The organism is Pseudoflavonifractor sp. An187 (assembly GCF_002160275.1).
Taxonomy (GTDB): Bacteria; Bacillota; Clostridia; order Oscillospirales; family Oscillospiraceae; genus Enterenecus; species Enterenecus faecium.
In genome coordinates, this window is the sequence record NZ_NFKG01000014.1 from 13430 (window position 1) to 29364 (window position 15935).

Genomic DNA, 15935 nt, shown 5'->3' on the forward strand with positions numbered 1-15935 from the left:
TTTGGTATAAAAAAGGACGCAGCCGGTGGCTGCGTCCTTTTGAATGCTTGGGAGAAACTTACTGAGCGTACAGCTCGATGAGCTTCTGCAGGTGCTCCCAGCGCTCCATAGCGGCCTTCTCGTTCTTCGCGAACAGATCCTTGGCGCGCTCGGGGAAGGAGCGGGTGAGGGAGGAGTAGCGAGCCTCGTTCATCAGGAACTCCTGATAGCCGCCAGCGGGGGCCTTGGAATCCAGAGTGAAGGGGTTCTTGCCCTGCTCCTTCAGAGTGGGATTGTAGCGGAACAGGTTCCAGTAGCCGCACTCCACAGCGCGCTTCATCTCGGTCTGGCAGTTGGTCATGCCGCCCTTGATGGAGTGCATCTCGCAGGGAGCGTAGCCGATGATGAGGGAGGGACCATGATAGGCCTCAGCCTCACGGATGGCAGCCAGGGTCTGGTTGGGGTTGGCACCCATGGCAACCTGAGCCACGTAGACGTAGCCGTACTGCATGGCGATCTCAGACAGGCTCTTCTTGCCCACGGTCTTACCGGCAGCGGCGAACTGAGCCACCTGGCCGATGTTGGTGGACTTGGAAGCCTGTCCGCCGGTGTTGGAGTACACCTCGGTGTCGAAGACGAAGACGTTGACATCCTCGCCGGAAGCCAGGACGTGGTCCAGACCGCCGTAACCGATGTCGTAAGCCCAGCCGTCGCCGCCGAAGATCCACACGGACTTCTTCACCAGCAGATCGGACATCTCCACGACCTGACGGCAAGCGTCGCAGTCGCAGGTCTTAGCCAGCTCCAGCAGCTTGGCGGAAGGCTCCTTGGAACCCTCGCCCTCATCGCGCTTGGCCAGCCACTCAGCGGCAGCAGCCTTCAGCTCGTCGCTGGCGCAGTCGGCGGTGGTCAGACCGGTGACGACCTCAACCAGCTTCTCACGACGCTGCTTGACACCAACCAGCATGCCCAGACCGTGCTCGGCGTTGTCCTCGAACAGGGAGTTGGCCCAAGCGGGACCCTTGCCCTCGGCGTTGGTGCAGTAGGGAGAGGTAGCAGCGGGGCCGCCCCAGATGGAGGAACAACCGGTGGCGTTGGAGACATACATACGATCGCCGCAGACCTGGGTGACCAGACGGGCATAGGAGGTCTCGGCACAGCCGGCGCAGGAGCCAGAGAACTCCAGCAGGGGCTGCTTGAACTGGCTGTCCTTGACGTTGGCCACGGACTCCATGTCCTTCTTGGGGGCAACCTTGGCGACCATGTAGTCGAAGGCAGGCTGCTTGGACAGCATCTGCTCCATGGGCACCATGGTCAGGCTCTTGGTGGGACACACGCCCACGCACACGGCGCAGCCCATACAATCCAGAGCGGACACGGCCAGGGAGTACTTATACTTGCCCTTGCCAGCGCCAGCCTTGATGTCCACGATCTGGGAACCGGCGGGAGCGGCAGCAGCCTCTTCCTCGGTCAGAGCGAAGGGACGGATGGTGGCGTGGGGGCAGACGTAGGAGCACTGGTTACACTGGACACAGGTGCTCTCGTTCCAGGCGGGCACGGTGACGGCCACGCCGCGCTTCTCGTAAGCGGAAGCGCCCTGCTGGAAGGTGCCGTCCACGCAGTCCACAAACTTGGAGACGGGCAGGGAGTCGCCGTCCATCTTGTTGACGGGCTCCATGATGTTCTCCACCTGAGCCACCAGCTCAGCCTTGCCCTCGTAGTTGTGGGCAGCGGGAGCGTCCTCAGCGGTAGCCCAGTCGGCGGGCACGTCCACCTTGACGAAGGCGGTGGCGCCCAGGTCGATGGCCTTGTGGTTCATGTCAACCACGTCCTGGCCCTTCTTCAGGTAGGACTTGGTGGCAGCTTCCTTCATGTAGCGGATGCCGTCCTCCTGGGGCATGACGTTGGCCAGAGCGAAGAAGGCGGACTGGAGAATGGTGTTGGTGCGCTTGCCCATACCGATCTCGATGGCCAGGTCGATGGCGTTGATCATGTACAGCTGGATGTTGTTCTGAGCGATGTAGCGCTTGGAAGCGGCATCCAGGTGGTGGTTGAGCTCGTCGAAGTTCCACTGGCAGTTGACCAGGAACACGCCGCCGGGCTTAACGTCACGGACGATGGGGAAGCCCTTGGTGATGTAGCTGGGCACGTGGCAGGCCACGAAGTCAGCCTTGTTGATGTAGTAGGGGCTGCGGATGGCCTTGTCGCCGAAGCGCAGGTGGGAAATGGTCACGCCGCCAGTCTTCTTGGAGTCGTACTGGAAGTAAGCCTGCACGTTCTTGTCGGTGTGGTCGCCGATGATCTTGATGGAGTTCTTGTTGGCGCCCACGGTACCGTCGCCGCCCAGACCCCAGAACTTGCACTCGATGGTGCCCTCGGCAGCGGTGTTGGGAGAGGGCTTCTCCTCCAGGGACAGGTGGGTCACGTCGTCCTTGATGCCCAGAGTGAACAGACGCTTGGCGTCAGCCTTGGTCATCTCCTCATACACAGCGAACACGCTGGCGGGGGGAGTGTCCTTGGAGCCCAGACCATAACGGCCACCGATGACACGGATGTCGTTGCGGCCAGCGTTGGCCAGAGCGGTGACAACGTCCAGGTACAGAGGCTCGCCCTGAGCGCCGGGCTCCTTGGTGCGGTCCAGCACAGCGATCTGCTTGCAGGTGGCGGGGATGGCAGCCAGCAGCTTGTCGGCACGGAAAGGACGATACAGACGGACCTTCACCAGACCCACCTTCTCGCCGTGAGCGTTGAGGTAGTCGATGACTTCCTCGGCCACGTCGCAGATGGAGCCCATGGCGATGATGACGCGGTCAGCGTCGGCAGCGCCGTAGTAGTTGAACAGCTGATAGTTGGTGCCCAGCTTCTCGTTGACCTTGCCCATGTACTCCTCAACGATCTCGGGAACGGCATCGTAGTAGGGGTTGGAGGCCTCACGGTGCTGGAAGAAGATGTCGCCGTTCTCGTGAGAACCGCGCATCACGGGGTGATCGGGGTTGAGAGCGCGGGCGCGGAAAGCGGCCACAGCGTCCATATCGCACATCTCGGCCAGATCCTCGTAGTCCCAAACGGCGACCTTCTGGATCTCGTGAGAGGTACGGAAGCCATCGAAGAAGTTGATGAAGGGGACGCGGCTCTTCAGGGTGGCCAGGTGAGCCACAGCAGCCAGGTCCATAACCTCCTGGGGGTTGGACTCACACAGCATGGCAAAGCCGGTCTGACGGCAGGCCATAACGTCGGAGTGATCACCAAAGATGTTCAGAGCATGGCTGGCCACAGTACGGGCGGAGACATGGAACACGGTGGGCAGCAGCTCACCGGCAATCTTGTACATGTTGGGGATCATCAGCAGCAGACCCTGAGACGCGGTGTAGGTGGTGGTCAGGGCGCCAGCGGCCAGAGAGCCGTGGACGGTACCGGCAGCGCCGGCCTCGGACTGCATCTCCACAACCTTCACGGTCTGGCCGAAGATATTCTTCCGGCCAGCAGCGGCCCACTGATCCACATTGTCAGCCATGGGGCTGGACGGAGTGATGGGGTAAATACCCGCAACCTCTGTGAATGCGTAGGACACGTGAGCGGCAGCGGTGTTGCCGTCCATAGTTTTGAACTTACGTGCCATTTTCGTTTCCTCCTTTTGCTTCTCAGCAAAGAGCGCTGAGGCATCTGAATTCCGAATACACCTCAGTCTACCACATTTCTCCTATAAATTCAATGAATAATTCCATTTTTTCTTGTAAATTCTCACACACCATCCGCCCTCTCCCCTTCCGTTTCAAATCAGATACCTTGCACCGGACAAACCCCGGCACTATCCTAGAAAACAAGATTTTTTGTTACTTTTTTATCAAATGCTCTGTCGCCCTCTCACGGACAAAGGGTGCGCTGGAAGCCCGCGCAGCCGCCAAACTTACCCAACCTTGGGTGGTCATACCGTACAACTATGAAATGACCAAATTCTCCACCCCGACAAGCGCCGTGACAGGCCGTCTCGCCCAAGGTTCACGTTTCAAACTGGATGAAGAACTTTTCCTAAATTTGCCTGATGCCAACAAGTTTCCTTGCGTTCAACAAACCCCCGTGGTATGATAGATGATGAAAAATTTCGGTTACTTTTTTCTCGAGAGGAGTGGGACCCCATGGTGTGCAATCTGCTCTCCCTGGGCCTCAATGGCATCCATGGATATCCGGTCACGGCAGAATGTGCCCTTTCCGGGGGATTGCCCGCCTTTGATGTGGTGGGTCTGCCCGATGCCGCCGTGAAGGAGTCCCGGGAACGGGTGCGCTCGGCCATTCGCTCCAGTGGCTTTGACTTTCCCGTCTCCCGCATCACCATCAACCTGGCCCCTGCCGACCGGAAAAAGGTGGGCACGGTGTACGATCTGCCCATTTTGCTGGGCATCCTCTCCGCCAGCGGCCAGCTGTCCATGAAGGGGTACGCCGACGCCGCCTTTTTGGGGGAGCTGTCCCTGTCCGGGGCGCTGCGCCCGGTGTCTGGAATCCTTCCCATGGCCCTGGCAGCGGTGCGCTGCGGGGTCCGCCAGCTGTTTGTCCCCGCCGACAACGCCCCCGAGGCCTCCCTGGCCCAGGGGTTGGAGGTCTACGGGGTGGAGACGGTGGCGCAGCTGTGCGCCCACCTCACCGGAGAGGTTCCCCTCTCCCCCACTGCCCCCTGGACGCCGCCGGAGGCGGTGCCCACCGGGCCGGACTTTGCCGACGTGAAAGGCCAGGAGGGTGCCAAGCGGGCCCTGGAAGTGGCCGCCGCCGGCGGACACCATATTTTAATGACCGGCAGCCCCGGGGCGGGCAAGTCCATGATGGCCAAGCGCCTGCCCTCCATCCTCCCCGATCTGACCCGGGAGGAGGCCCTGGCCTGTACGGAGATCTACTCCGTGGTGGGCCTGACCAGCCGGGAGCACCCCATGGTGCTCCGCCGCCCCTTCCGTGCCCCCCACCACACCATCTCGGCCGCCGGCATGGCAGGCGGAGGCACCACCCTGCGCCCCGGGGAGATCTCCCTGGCCCACAACGGGGTGCTGTTCTTAGACGAGCTGCCCGAGTTCCACTCCGATGTGCTGGAGGTGCTGCGCCAGCCCCTGGAGGATGGGAGCACCCAGATCACCCGGGTGTCCGGGACGGTGACCTACCCCAGCCGATTTATGCTGGTGTGTGCCATGAATCCCTGCAAGTGCGGCTGGTATGGCCACCCCTCGGGGCGGTGTACCTGCTCCGAGCAGGCGGTGCGCCGCTATCAAAGCCGCATCTCCGGTCCCATGCTGGACCGCATTGATATCTGTGTGGACGTGCCCGCCCTGGAATACCACGAGCTGGCGGGACAGTCCACCCCCGCCGAATCCTCGGCGGACATCCGGGCCCGGGTCAATGCCGCCCGCGCCATCCAGCACACCCGCTTCGGCCCCCACGGCCCCACCTGCAATGCCCACATGGGCCCCCAGGAGCTCAAAGCGTACTGCCAGCTGGACGACGCCTGCCAGGCCATGATTCAAAGCGCCTATGAAAAGCTGGGCCTCACCGCCCGCAGCTATGACCGCATCCTCCGGGTGGCCCGCACCGTGGCAGACCTGGACCAGTCCCAGCACATCCAGCCCCACCACCTGGCGGAGGCCCTCCAATATCGGCCCCCGGAACACTTACAGGTGTGAGCAATCCACCATTTCCGCCCCCCATGCGTGGCGATACATACAGGAAAGGAAGATCCATAATGGTACACAAGAAGGCACGTTCCTCCAAAAAGAAAACCACTGCCAAGAAAGTGGTCAAGAAAGCCCCCACCCCGGCCCGTACCGTTGCCCCGGTGGCAGAGCCTGTGACCGCCGTGCAGCCCACGGAGCCCGCTGTGGTGGAAACTCCCACCGCTGCCAAGCCCGCCGCACCTGCCGCACCCAAGACCCGAACCAGCACCCGCAAGACCACCAGCACCCGGAAGAAGCCCGCCTCTGCCGCCAAGAAGCCCGCTCCTGTCGCTGAGGAGCCCACCCCTGTGGTGGAAGAGACCGCCCCCGTCGTGGAGGAGGTCGCTCCCGTGGTGGAAGAGACCACCCCTGTGGTGGAGGAGACCGCTCCCGTGGTGGAAGAGACCACCCCTGTCGTGGAGGAGGTCGCTCCCGTGGTGGGAGAGACCGCTCCCGTCGTGGAAGAAGCTGCCCCCGTGGCGGAGGAGCCCGCTCCCGTCGTGGAAGAGGCTGCCCCCGTGGCAGAGGAGCCCGCTCCTGTCGTCGAAGAAACCACTCCCGTGGTGGAGGAAGCCGCTCCTGCGGAAGAAGAACCCGCCCCTGTGGAAGAAGAAACCGCTCCCAGTGTGGAAGAAGATGTATCACCTGTTGTGGAGGAGGTCAAACCTATGTATGAGATGTCCAACCTGCCCCGGAGAAGCATTGCCTTCATTGGCTCGGAATGTCACCCCTTTGTCAAGACTGGCGGTCTGGGCGACGTGATGTACGCCCTGCCCCGTCAGCTGGTGAAGCTCAACTGCGACGTGCGGGTGATCCTGCCCCGCTACGCCTGCATCCCCCAGAAATTCCAGGAGAAAATGGAGTATCGGGGCGAGTTCTACATGGATTTGGGCAACACCGGGCGCAACTACTATGTGGGAATTATGGAGTATGTCTGTGACGGCGTGGTGTACGACTTCATCGACAACCAGGAGTTCTTCTCCACCGGCAACCCCTACACCAACCTGGTGGACGACATCCCCAAGTACTGCTTCTTCAGCAAGGCCGCTCTGGCTGCTCTGAACTACTTAAACTGGATTCCCGACATTGTCCACTGCCACGACTGGCAGGCAGGTCTGGTCCCCGTGTATCTGCGCACCCTGTTCAAGGACTCCCCCGTGGGCCACGCCCGGTCCATCCTCACCATTCACAACCTGCGCTTCCAGGGCATCTACAACATCCCCACCATCCGCTACTGGTCCGGCCTGCCCAATGAGGTGTTCCAGATGGGCGCTTTGAAGGACGGCTATCAGGACGCCAACATGCTCAAGGGCGGCATCGCCTACGCCGACCGGGTCACCACCGTCTCTGGCACCTACGCCGGGGAGATCCAGACCGCCGAGTACGGCGAGCACCTGGAGGGCCACCTGCGCTACCACAGCGGCAAGCTGCGTGGCATCGTCAACGGCATTGACTACGACATGTGGAACCCCGCCACCGACCCCGCTCTGGCGGAGCACTACGACCTGGGCAACGTGCTGGACCACAAGATGGCCAACAAGCTGGCCCTGCAAAAGGAGCTGGGCCTGGAGCAGGATGAGGGCAAGTTCGTCATCGGCCTCATCTCCCGCCTGACCAACCAGAAGGGTCTGGACCTGGTCAGCTCCATCATCCCCATGGTGCTGGACGGCAACACCCAGGTGGTGGTGCTGGGCACCGGCGACCGGGAGTACGAGGACACCTTCCGCTACTATGAGAGCGCCCACCGCGGCACCTTCTGCGCCTGCATCCAGTACGACGAGGCCCGGGCCCACCGCATCTATGCCGGCGCCGACGCCCTGCTGGTGCCCTCCCGCTTTGAGCCCTGCGGCCTGACCCAGCTCAATGCCATGCACTACGGCACCCTGCCCATCGTCCGGGAGACCGGCGGCCTGAAGGACACCGTGGAGCCCTACAACACCTTCACCGGAGACGGCAACGGCTTCACCTTCGACCGCTACGACGCCGGGCTGCTGCTGGATGCCATCAACCGGGCCAAGACCCTCTATTTCACCAACCGCTATCACTGGGACGAGGTGGTCCAGCGGGACATGGCCAAGGACGTGTCCTGGGAGAATTCCGCCCGTCAGTACAAGAATCTGTATCTGGAGCTGACCCAGTGGTAAGAGGCCAAATGGCCCCCAATCCCCCAAAAATACGGTGTCATATCCCCGCCGCAACCGGCAGTTGACAGATTTCCAGCCCTATTTGGTGGCCTGCAACCGTGGGAGGTGCTACCATGAGACCATCAAAAGCGACGGGAGGCACACCTATGATTTTAGGAGATAAGATCACAAATTTGAGAAAAAAGGCCGGGTGGTCCCAGGAGGAGCTGGCCCACCAGCTGGGGGTGTCCCGGCAGGCGGTGTCCAAGTGGGAGAGCGGCAGCTCCATCCCAGACCTGGACAAAATCCTCCGGCTCAGCCAGCTGTTTGACGTGAGCACGGACTATCTGCTGCGGGACGAGATGGAGCCAGAGCTGCCCCAGGCAGAGCCGGAACCTGCCCCCATCCTGGATGGGCCCCAAGTCCCGGTCCACCACATCACCCTGGAGCAGGCCAACACCTACCTGGACACGGTGCGAGGGGTGGCCAGTAAAATTGCCCTGGGCGTGTTCCTATGCATCCTCTCCCCCACCGCCCTCATTTACCTGGGCGGACTATCAAGCGAAGAGGGCCGCTTCACCCTGTCCGAGCCTCTGGCGGGCGGGGTGGGCATCCTAGTGATGCTGGCCCTGGTATCCGCCGCGGTGGCCCTGTTTCTCTTCTTTGGCAGCCGCCTGACCCCCTACGAGCACCTGGACAACCAGCCCGTGGAATTGGCCTATGGGGTGGACGGCGTGGTGAAAAAGCGTCAGGCTGAATACCAGACCACCCACCTGATGCTGCTGGTGGTGGGCATCACCCTGTGCATTCTCAGTCTGGCCCCGCTGATGATTCTTGTGGCCATAGACGAGAACGGCATGGCTCCCATCATCGGCCTCATCCTCATGTTTGTGATAGTGGCAGTGGGCGTGTTCCTGCTGGTGCGCACCTGCATCATCGCCGGAAGCTTCCAGCGGCTACTGGAGACTGGGGACTACACCCGGGAGCACAAGCGGGAGGAGAACAGCCCTCTGACCACCATCTACTGGGGTCTGGTGCTGGCCATCTACCTGGGCTGGAGCTTCTGGACCATGGCCTGGGACCGCACTTGGATTGTGTGGCCGGTGGCGGCGGTGCTGTACGCCCCGGTGCGAAGCATTGCAGGGTTGCTGACCAAAAAATAAGACACATCGGGCAGGAGAAGGCTCTCACCTTCCCCTGCCCGATACTTTTTAGCCCAATACCGCCCTGTACAAGACTGACTGGAGGATTGTTCTTCTAAATGACCTAGGCGCAGGCTTGCCAGCCGGGGTTTGCTCCGCAGGGTGACTTTCTCCCCGATGAGAAAGTCACCAAAGAATCGCCAAAGGCGGGGCCTTCCCCCGCCTTGTGGAATCCACCCCGCGGTACTGGGTGGAGGATGCGTCTTTCTCTTTTCGGCCCTTGGCCTGATTCGTGTCACATGGATGGCGTGGAGATTCTACCAAACATACCCGCTTCTCTGTGTGGGTATCCTTCTATGACCAGGGCCTTACCCTGGTGCGCCGCTGTGCCCAGCTAACGGAGGCCTGGCTCCCGGCGGCGAGGACGCCGCTTCTCCATGGTAGGCCCGGATGTGGAAACCGCCCAGCCATAGGGCCAGCTGCCATGATAGCCTGATATGGTGGCAGTAACAGGAGCCATAGCAAGAGTGACGTGCCGAACATAGCCTTGACGCAGTTCTAGCCTCGTACCTCAGGGAGGTCCTTAGGGGGGAACGCCCTAAGCGATTCTTTCCCCGATTTCTCATCGCTGAGAAATTGGGCCCAGCGGAGCGTCCCTGGCTGGGGCGCTGGTTTCCGCCAGAGAAATTGAGGTTCAATCTATTTCGTGGTTTGGAACAGAAAGCAAAATAAAAACCCTCGACCGATGTGGTCGAGGGTTTTCTCGCTCTTACTATTGTTTAGATCAGAGTCAGAACCATGGTCAGAACCAGGAACACGATGGCGACCCACTTGGTCATCTTGGCCATGCGGGCGTCGGCGGTCTTGGCCTTGTTCTTGGACAGGAAGGTGTCAGCAGCACCGGAGATGGCACCGGACAGACCAGCGCTCTTGCCGGACTGGAGCATCACGATGGCGATCAGGGCCAGAGACACCACGAAGTAAACGATAGACAGAATCAGCTGAGGAGTGGTCATGGAATTCAATCCTTTCAGTCACAGTCTAAAAATGGGCGCAACAGCCCTTACAAGTATTTTCTATGATACCACACCCCTCAGGGGATTGCAAGAGGTTTTCATATTTCTTCCGGCCATGTTCCGCCGCAGGTGCCCCACCAGGGTCACGCCCCCAGTGACCAGCAGCACCAGATAGCAGCTCATGGTCCGGGAGAGAATCATGGCAGGAGCCACCAGTCCCGTGCCAAATACCGCCAAGAAGGTGCGCAGAAACACCCCTTCCGCCGCTCCTGCGGAACCAGGCAGCGGGAGAAAGCCCACTGCCACAGTGCACAGCACCTGGAGGGCGGCCACCTGCAACAGGCTCATGCCGGACAAGCCGAAGGCCCGATACACCAGGTAGGGCACCAGATAGGAGCACCCCAGCTGGGCCGCGCTGAGGGCCACCACCCCCACCAGCACCAGGGGATTGCGGGCAATGACCCGGGCCCCCTGGCGGTACTGGGCCAGCACGCCCTCCAGCTTCTCCTCCAACGCTGCACGGTCCAGTCGCTTCACCAGGCCGCAGGCCAGGGCAATCCCGAAGCGCCCCAGACGGCGGGCAGGTCCAGGGAGGAAGAGCAGCAAGATCATGGCCACATTCAGCACCACAAAGATGGCAAGGCCCACCCCAACGAGCACCCCCACCTGGCCGCCCAGCTGCTCCAGCAGGTCTCGGCCAAAGTAGAGGGCCGCCAGAGCATAGCACACCACCGCCGTGTGGTAGCCAATGCTCACCAGCAGCATGTCGATGGTGCCGGACACCACCGGCACCCCGTCCCGGTTCATGTAATACACCTGGGCGGGCTGTCCTCCGGTGGCGGAGGGGGTGACGTTGCTGAAAAAGAACCCGGTACACGAGTAAAAATAGCACCGCCGGAAGGGCTGGGCACAGCCCAGGGCCCCCAGCACCAGCCGGGTGGCCCCGGCCTCACAGGCGATGAACAGGGCCATCACCGGAAGGGCTAACAACAGGAACCGGGCATCCGCCCGGGCGATGGCCGCCGCCAGCTCCCGGGGGGACTGCTGGCTCAAAATGGTGTAGGCGGTGGCACACAGCAGCAGGCCCATGACTCCAAACCACACCAACTGTTTTTTGCTCCCCAGCTTCATGCGTACACCTTCTCTCCGGCCAGCTGCTCCACCACGGCGCATACCGCCGCCCGGCACATGGTGTTGGAGGCCTTCTCCATGGCTCGGCGCATACTGGCCAGCCCTGCCTCGTCGTACAAGGTACTCTCAATGGCCCACAGGCAGGCCTCCTCCTCCTTGTCTGCCAGGCGGGCCATGCCTGCCTCCAGCAGGAACCGGGCGTTCTCCCGCTCCTGGTCCAGGAAGGGGGCCCACACCAGCATGGGCAGGCGGCTGGCGATGGCCTCAAAGACGGTGATGCCTCCGGGCTTGGACAGCATCAGGTGGGCCCGGGCCATGTACTGGTCCACCTGGGTGGTGAAACCCACCACCTCAATGTTCTCATATTTTCCGTGGAGGCGCTGATACAGTTTCTCATTGCGCCCGGTGAGAATGGTCACGTGGACCCCGGGCAGGTCATTGAGCTGCTCATAGAAGCGGTCCCGCCGGGGCATCAGCCCCAGGCCGCCCCCCATGATGAGCAGTTCCCGCTGGCCCCGGTTCGGTTTTCCCCCAGTGAACTGCTGGCCCACGGGAATGCCGGAGACCAGAATCCGCTCTGCCTCCACGCCCTTGTCCACCAGCCCCTGGCGCACCTGGTGCGAGGCCACCAGGTAGCAGTCGGTGCCGGGGTGGATCCACTCGCTGTGGCTGGTCACGTCGGTGATGCAGGTCACCAGGGGCATCACGCCCCCCTCCCGCTTGTACCGGGCCACCACCGAGGAGCACACGGGATGGGTGGACACCACCACATCCGCCCCCGTCTCAAAGAGCAGCTCTTCCAGATACTCCACCCATGCCCCGGCCAGGGGCATGTCCCCCTCCACGTTGCGGGTCAGACGGTGGAACAGGTTATACAGACCGCCGCCGTACTTCACCAGCCACCCAAACATCCGGTAGAGGGTGGGGGCCAGCTCGGGCATGGCGTAGTCAAAAAAATCCACGGTGTGCACCTGGTGCCCCTCCCGCTCCAGCTGCTGCTGCAGCGCTTGGGAGGCAGACCAGTGCCCCATACCAAATTTTCCGGTTAAAATCAGGACGTTCATGCCTTTGTTCTCCTTCATCCTAGTTCTCTCCTAGTGTACCAAAGGCATCTTAGATTTTCCCTCAGACCCGGTTAAGGTTTCCTTAAGGAGTGGTAAAAACTTCAACAAGATCCTCCAAGTTCACCCACTCGATGCCCTCCGGCGGGGTATCCTGGCAGCACACGGAGGCCCACCAGCCCTCCCCCTGGTAGCTCTTGTGGGGACAGGGAGGGGGCACAGGCACCTTCCGGGGCGGGTACAGGGGGGTGTCTCCCAGCTTGCAAAAGCTCTCTTTCAGGGTCCACAGGCGGGTAAAACTCCCGTCGGTGCCGTCAAAGAGGGGCATTTCCTCCTCTGCAAAGCAAAAGGCGGGCAAGCCGGGCCGATGGGACTTCACCAGCTCAATGTCCACCCCCACAGGACACTCCGACAGGGCGCACAGGGCGTAGCCCCCCGAGTGGGACAGAGACAGCCAGCGCCCCTCCCCGGGGATGAGGGGCTTGCCCCGATCACTGTACTCCAGCTCCGGCAGCTCTCCCCAGCCGTACTTGCGGGCGGCTAAACGCAGCAGCGGGCGGCTGAGCTTACGCCCGTCCTCCCCTTTCACGCCATAAATTTTCGTGGACATATCCACACCTCTCTCCATAAAAACAGCCTGCGAACCACACCGATTCGCAGGCTGTGTCTTGGTTTCATACTATCCGGGGATTGGGCGCTTGTCAAGAGATGACTCTCACCCGGATGATGCCGTCAATGGCACGGATGTCGTCAATGACGCTCTCTTCTACGGCAGACCCCACATCCACCAGGGTGTAGGCGAAGTCCCCCCGGGACTTGTTGGTCATGTTCTCCACGTTCACCCCGTCGCCGGAGAGCTGGGCGGTGATGTTGGCCAGCATGGCAGGGATGTTGCGGTGGATGATGCACAGACGCTGCACCCCGGACCGCTCCATCTCCACGTTGGGGAAGTTCACGGAGTTTTTGATGTTGCCGTTTTCCAGGAAGTCCCGCAGCTGCTGGGCGGCCATGATGGCGCAGTTGTCCTCGCTCTCGGGAGTGGAGGCGCCCAGGTGGGGAATGGGCACCACGTTGGGGGCCAGGGTAATGGTATTGTTGGGGAAGTCGGTGACGTAGCGGGCCACCTTGCCGCGCTCCAAAGCGGCCATCATGGCCTCGTCATCCACCAGCTCGCCTCGGGCCAGATTGACAATGCGCACCCCGTCCTTCATCTGGGCGATGGCGTCGGCGTTGATGGTGTGGCGGGTGTCGGGGGTGTAGGGCACGTGGATGGTCACATAGTCGCTGACCCGGTACAGCTCGGCCACGTCCTTGACCACATGCACATGGCGGTCCAAGCGCAGAGCGGTGTCCACCGACAGGAAGGGGTCATAGCCGTACACCTCCATCCCTAAGGACAGGGCCGCATTTGCCACCAGAGCGCCAATGGCACCCAGGCCGATGACACCCAGGGTCTTGCGGTACAGCTCGGGGCCCACAAAGGCGGACTTGCCCTTCTCCACGGCAGCGGCCACGTCGGTGTCGGGGGTGGCGGCCTGGGCCTTCACCCATTCCACGCCCCCCACCAGGTCCCGAGAGGCCATGAGCAGAGCGGCAAGCACCAGCTCCTTCACGCCGTTGGCGTTGGCCCCGGGGGTGTTGAACACCACAATCCCCTTCTGGGCGCACTCGGCCACCGGGATGTTGTTGGTGCCTGCCCCCGCCCGGGCGATGCCCCACAGGGTGTCGGGGAAGGAGTAGTCGTGGAGTTTGGCGGAGCGGACCAGAATGCCCTCCTCCCCCTCCACGCTGTCCCCCACCTGGTAGTCGGCGGGAAACTGGTTGAGCCCAACTTGGGCAATTTTATTCATAGTTTTTATTCGAAACATGATGGTTTCCCCCTGTCTCAGCCGTTGACCTGGTCAAAGGCCCGGATGAAGTCCGCCAGCTTCTCCACCCCTTCGGTGGGCATGGCGTTGTAGATGGAGGCCCGCATGCCTCCCACGTTGCGGTGGCCCTTGAGGTTGACAAAGCCCGCCGCGGTGGCTTCGGAGACAAACTTGGCGTCCAGATCGGCGTTGCCCGTGCGGAAGGTGACGTTCATGTCGGAACGGCTCCCCTTCTGGGCCGGGCAGGTGAACAGCTTGGAGTCGTCCAGCACGTCATAGAGCAGCTGGGCCTTGGCGTGCTTGATCTTCTCCATGCCTTCCACGCCGCCCCGCTCTTCCAGCCACTCCAGCACCAGCCCCAGCATGTAGATGCACCAGCAGGGGGGTGTGTTGTACATGGAGTCCTTGTCGATCATGGTCTTATAGTTCATGATGAGGGGGGTGTAGGGCAGCTCGTGGCCTGCCAGGTCCTCCCGGACAATGGCGATGGTGAGGCCCGCCGGGGCCAGGTTCTTCTGAGCGCCGCCGTAGATAATACCGTACTTGGACACGTCCACCACCCGGCTCATGAAGTCCGAAGACATGTCGCACACCAGGGGCACATCCCCGGTGTCGGGCACATACTGCCACTCGGTGCCGTAGATGGTGTTGTTGGCGCAGTAGTGGAAGTAGCTGGCCTCCGGGTCCAGCTTCAGCTGGTCCTGGGTGGGGATATAGGTGTGGTTTTGGTCCTCGCTGGAGGCGGCCAGGTTGATCTGGCCGTACTTTTTGGCCTCCTTATAGGCGATGTTGGAGAAGTTACCGGTGACGGCATAGTCTGCCTTTCCCGTCTTTCCAATGAGGTTCAGAGGCACCATGGAGAACTGGCCCGAGGCGCCTCCCTGCAAAAACAGCACCTTATAGTTATCGGGCACATGGAACAGGCGAATGAACCGCTCCTTGGTGTCCTGAAAAATCTTGTCAAAAACCTTAGATCGGTGGCTCATCTCCATCACTGACATGCCGGAGCCCTGATAATTGGTGATCTCTGACCCGGCTCGGGTGAGGACTTCCAGCGGGAGCATGGAAGGGCCTGCGGAAAAGTTGTATACACGTTGATTGCCCATGAGCAGTTTCTCCTCTCCGAGATTTTTCACACTATCATGTTATCGCTTTAGTGTGTTATATGACATTATAGTTCCAGGAAGGACATCTGTCAACGCCAAAAATATATCTGTGATCTTTTTGGCAAACTCCCCTCGAATTGACGATCTCTCCCTGTCTGTTTTGTACAAAGCACCCATGGTTTGTGGGCAGCATCCCAGTGTATGCCGGGAGGCCGGAGAGGTTGCACAAAAAAGCCGCCCCCAGGTTTCACTGGGAGCAGCTTTTTCACGCTCTGCCAAAGCCTCGCAGAGTTTTCCCGCCCGCAGGCGGGAAAATAAATTGAAATCCCCGTTCATTTTGGAAGGCCCATCCGGGCCTTTCAAAATGGGCTCAGCCCGGCGGCCAGGTCATATCCCGGCCACCCAGGACGTGGAAGTGCAGGTGATGCACGCTCTGGCCCGCCTGCTCGCCGCAGTTGGACACCACACGGTAGCTGTCCAGGCCCAGGTCCTTTGCCACCTTGGCGATAACGGCCAGCATGTGGCCTGCCAGGGCAGCGTTGTCCTCGCCCACCTCTGCCACAGAGGCGATGTGCTGGCGGGGAATCACCAGAAAGTGGGTGGGTGTCTGGGGGTCGATGTCGTAGAAGGCCACGCACACCTCGTCCTCATACACCCGCTTGGAGGGAATCTCCCCCGCTGCGATCTTACAAAAGAGGCAATCAGACATGGTATCAACTCCTTTTCGATTGCATTTTACGGGATTGCTTACAGTCCCAATTTCATAGAGACAACGTTATCCACCATAGCCAGAGCGTTGTCCACCATCAGGGGGTCTTT

12 protein-coding genes are annotated in these 15935 nt (G+C 61.3%); 4 read left to right on the forward strand and 8 right to left on the reverse strand.

Annotation, left to right across the window (positions count from 1 at the left end; genetic code table 11):
- Nucleotides 1–58: 58 nt before the first annotated feature.
- Nucleotides 59–3598 carry a pyruvate:ferredoxin (flavodoxin) oxidoreductase gene (nifJ, locus tag B5F22_RS07490; RefSeq protein ID WP_087392085.1) on the reverse strand — a complete coding sequence of 1180 codons (3540 nt, stop codon included), beginning with the start codon at nucleotides 3596–3598 and terminating at the stop codon, nucleotides 59–61.
- Nucleotides 3599–3690: 92 nt separating this feature from the next.
- Here nifJ and B5F22_RS12025 point away from each other — a divergent pair, with 92 nt between their 5' ends.
- From B5F22_RS12025 to B5F22_RS07505, 4 genes are all read left to right on the forward strand, one after another.
- On the forward strand, nucleotides 3691–4065 hold the full coding sequence (locus tag B5F22_RS12025; protein WP_143482206.1) for a hypothetical protein: 375 nt from the start codon (nucleotides 3691–3693) through the stop codon (nucleotides 4063–4065).
- A gap of 50 nt (nucleotides 4066–4115) precedes the next feature.
- Nucleotides 4116–5639: a YifB family Mg chelatase-like AAA ATPase gene (locus B5F22_RS07495; protein WP_087392086.1), complete on the forward strand. Its 1524-nt coding sequence runs from the start codon at nucleotides 4116–4118 to the stop codon at nucleotides 5637–5639.
- 59 nt (nucleotides 5640–5698) lie between these two features.
- Nucleotides 5699–7813, forward strand: a complete 2115-nt coding sequence (locus B5F22_RS07500; RefSeq protein ID WP_087392087.1) for a glycogen/starch synthase — start codon at nucleotides 5699–5701, stop codon at nucleotides 7811–7813.
- 146 nt (nucleotides 7814–7959) lie between these two features.
- A complete protein-coding gene (locus B5F22_RS07505) occupies nucleotides 7960–8955 on the forward strand; it encodes a helix-turn-helix transcriptional regulator (protein WP_158096646.1) in 996 nt (331 codons plus the stop codon).
- Between the two features lie 758 nt (nucleotides 8956–9713).
- Here B5F22_RS07505 and secG read toward each other — a convergent pair.
- The 7 genes from secG to B5F22_RS07540 all read right to left on the reverse strand — a co-directional run bounded on the left by secG (nucleotide 9714) and on the right by B5F22_RS07540 (nucleotide 15825).
- Nucleotides 9714–9950, reverse strand: a complete 237-nt coding sequence (gene secG / locus B5F22_RS07510; RefSeq protein WP_087233403.1) for a preprotein translocase subunit SecG — start codon at nucleotides 9948–9950, stop codon at nucleotides 9714–9716.
- A gap of 60 nt (nucleotides 9951–10010) precedes the next feature.
- Nucleotides 10011–11081 carry a lysylphosphatidylglycerol synthase transmembrane domain-containing protein gene (locus tag B5F22_RS07515; RefSeq protein ID WP_158096647.1) on the reverse strand — a complete coding sequence of 357 codons (1071 nt, stop codon included), beginning with the start codon at nucleotides 11079–11081 and terminating at the stop codon, nucleotides 10011–10013.
- Nucleotides 11078–12163 carry a glycosyltransferase gene (locus B5F22_RS07520; RefSeq protein ID WP_087392090.1) on the reverse strand — a complete coding sequence of 362 codons (1086 nt, stop codon included), beginning with the start codon at nucleotides 12161–12163 and terminating at the stop codon, nucleotides 11078–11080. The genes B5F22_RS07515 and B5F22_RS07520 overlap by 4 nt, the downstream gene beginning before the upstream one ends.
- Before the next feature lie 64 nt (nucleotides 12164–12227).
- Nucleotides 12228–12752, reverse strand: coding sequence for a 4'-phosphopantetheinyl transferase superfamily protein (locus B5F22_RS07525; RefSeq protein WP_158096648.1), 525 nt, complete (start codon nucleotides 12750–12752; stop codon nucleotides 12228–12230).
- Nucleotides 12753–12843: 91 nt separating this feature from the next.
- Nucleotides 12844–14010, reverse strand: coding sequence for a phosphoglycerate dehydrogenase (locus B5F22_RS07530; RefSeq protein WP_087392091.1), 1167 nt, complete (start codon nucleotides 14008–14010; stop codon nucleotides 12844–12846).
- 17 nt (nucleotides 14011–14027) lie between these two features.
- Nucleotides 14028–15116, reverse strand: a complete 1089-nt coding sequence (gene serC, locus B5F22_RS07535) for a 3-phosphoserine/phosphohydroxythreonine transaminase (RefSeq protein ID WP_087392092.1) — start codon at nucleotides 15114–15116, stop codon at nucleotides 14028–14030.
- Between the two features lie 370 nt (nucleotides 15117–15486).
- Nucleotides 15487–15825, reverse strand: a complete 339-nt coding sequence (locus tag B5F22_RS07540) for a histidine triad nucleotide-binding protein (protein WP_087392093.1) — start codon at nucleotides 15823–15825, stop codon at nucleotides 15487–15489.
- Nucleotides 15826–15935: the final 110 nt, after the last annotated feature.

Bases quoted from the DNA above. Each gene is read 5' to 3' on its own strand.
- nifJ (WP_087392085.1), bottom strand. From the start codon at position 3,598: ATGGCACGTAAGTTCAAAACTATGGACGGCAACACCGCTGCCGCTCAC.
- B5F22_RS07520 (WP_087392090.1), bottom strand. From the start codon at position 12,163: ATGAAGGAGAACAAAGGCATGAACGTCCTGATTTTAACCGGAAAATTT.
- B5F22_RS07530 (WP_087392091.1), bottom strand. From the start codon at position 14,010: ATGTTTCGAATAAAAACTATGAATAAAATTGCCCAAGTTGGGCTCAAC.
- B5F22_RS07495 (WP_087392086.1), top strand. From the start codon at position 4,116: ATGGTGTGCAATCTGCTCTCCCTGGGCCTCAATGGCATCCATGGATAT.
- B5F22_RS07525 (WP_158096648.1), bottom strand. From the start codon at position 12,752: ATGTCCACGAAAATTTATGGCGTGAAAGGGGAGGACGGGCGTAAGCTC.
- B5F22_RS07505 (WP_158096646.1), top strand. From the start codon at position 7,960: ATGATTTTAGGAGATAAGATCACAAATTTGAGAAAAAAGGCCGGGTGG.
- B5F22_RS12025 (WP_143482206.1), top strand. From the start codon at position 3,691: ATGAATAATTCCATTTTTTCTTGTAAATTCTCACACACCATCCGCCCT.
- B5F22_RS07515 (WP_158096647.1), bottom strand. From the start codon at position 11,081: ATGAAGCTGGGGAGCAAAAAACAGTTGGTGTGGTTTGGAGTCATGGGC.
- B5F22_RS07540 (WP_087392093.1), bottom strand. From the start codon at position 15,825: ATGTCTGATTGCCTCTTTTGTAAGATCGCAGCGGGGGAGATTCCCTCC.
- secG (WP_087233403.1), bottom strand. From the start codon at position 9,950: ATGACCACTCCTCAGCTGATTCTGTCTATCGTTTACTTCGTGGTGTCT.
- serC (WP_087392092.1), bottom strand. From the start codon at position 15,116: ATGGGCAATCAACGTGTATACAACTTTTCCGCAGGCCCTTCCATGCTC.
- B5F22_RS07500 (WP_087392087.1), top strand. From the start codon at position 5,699: ATGGTACACAAGAAGGCACGTTCCTCCAAAAAGAAAACCACTGCCAAG.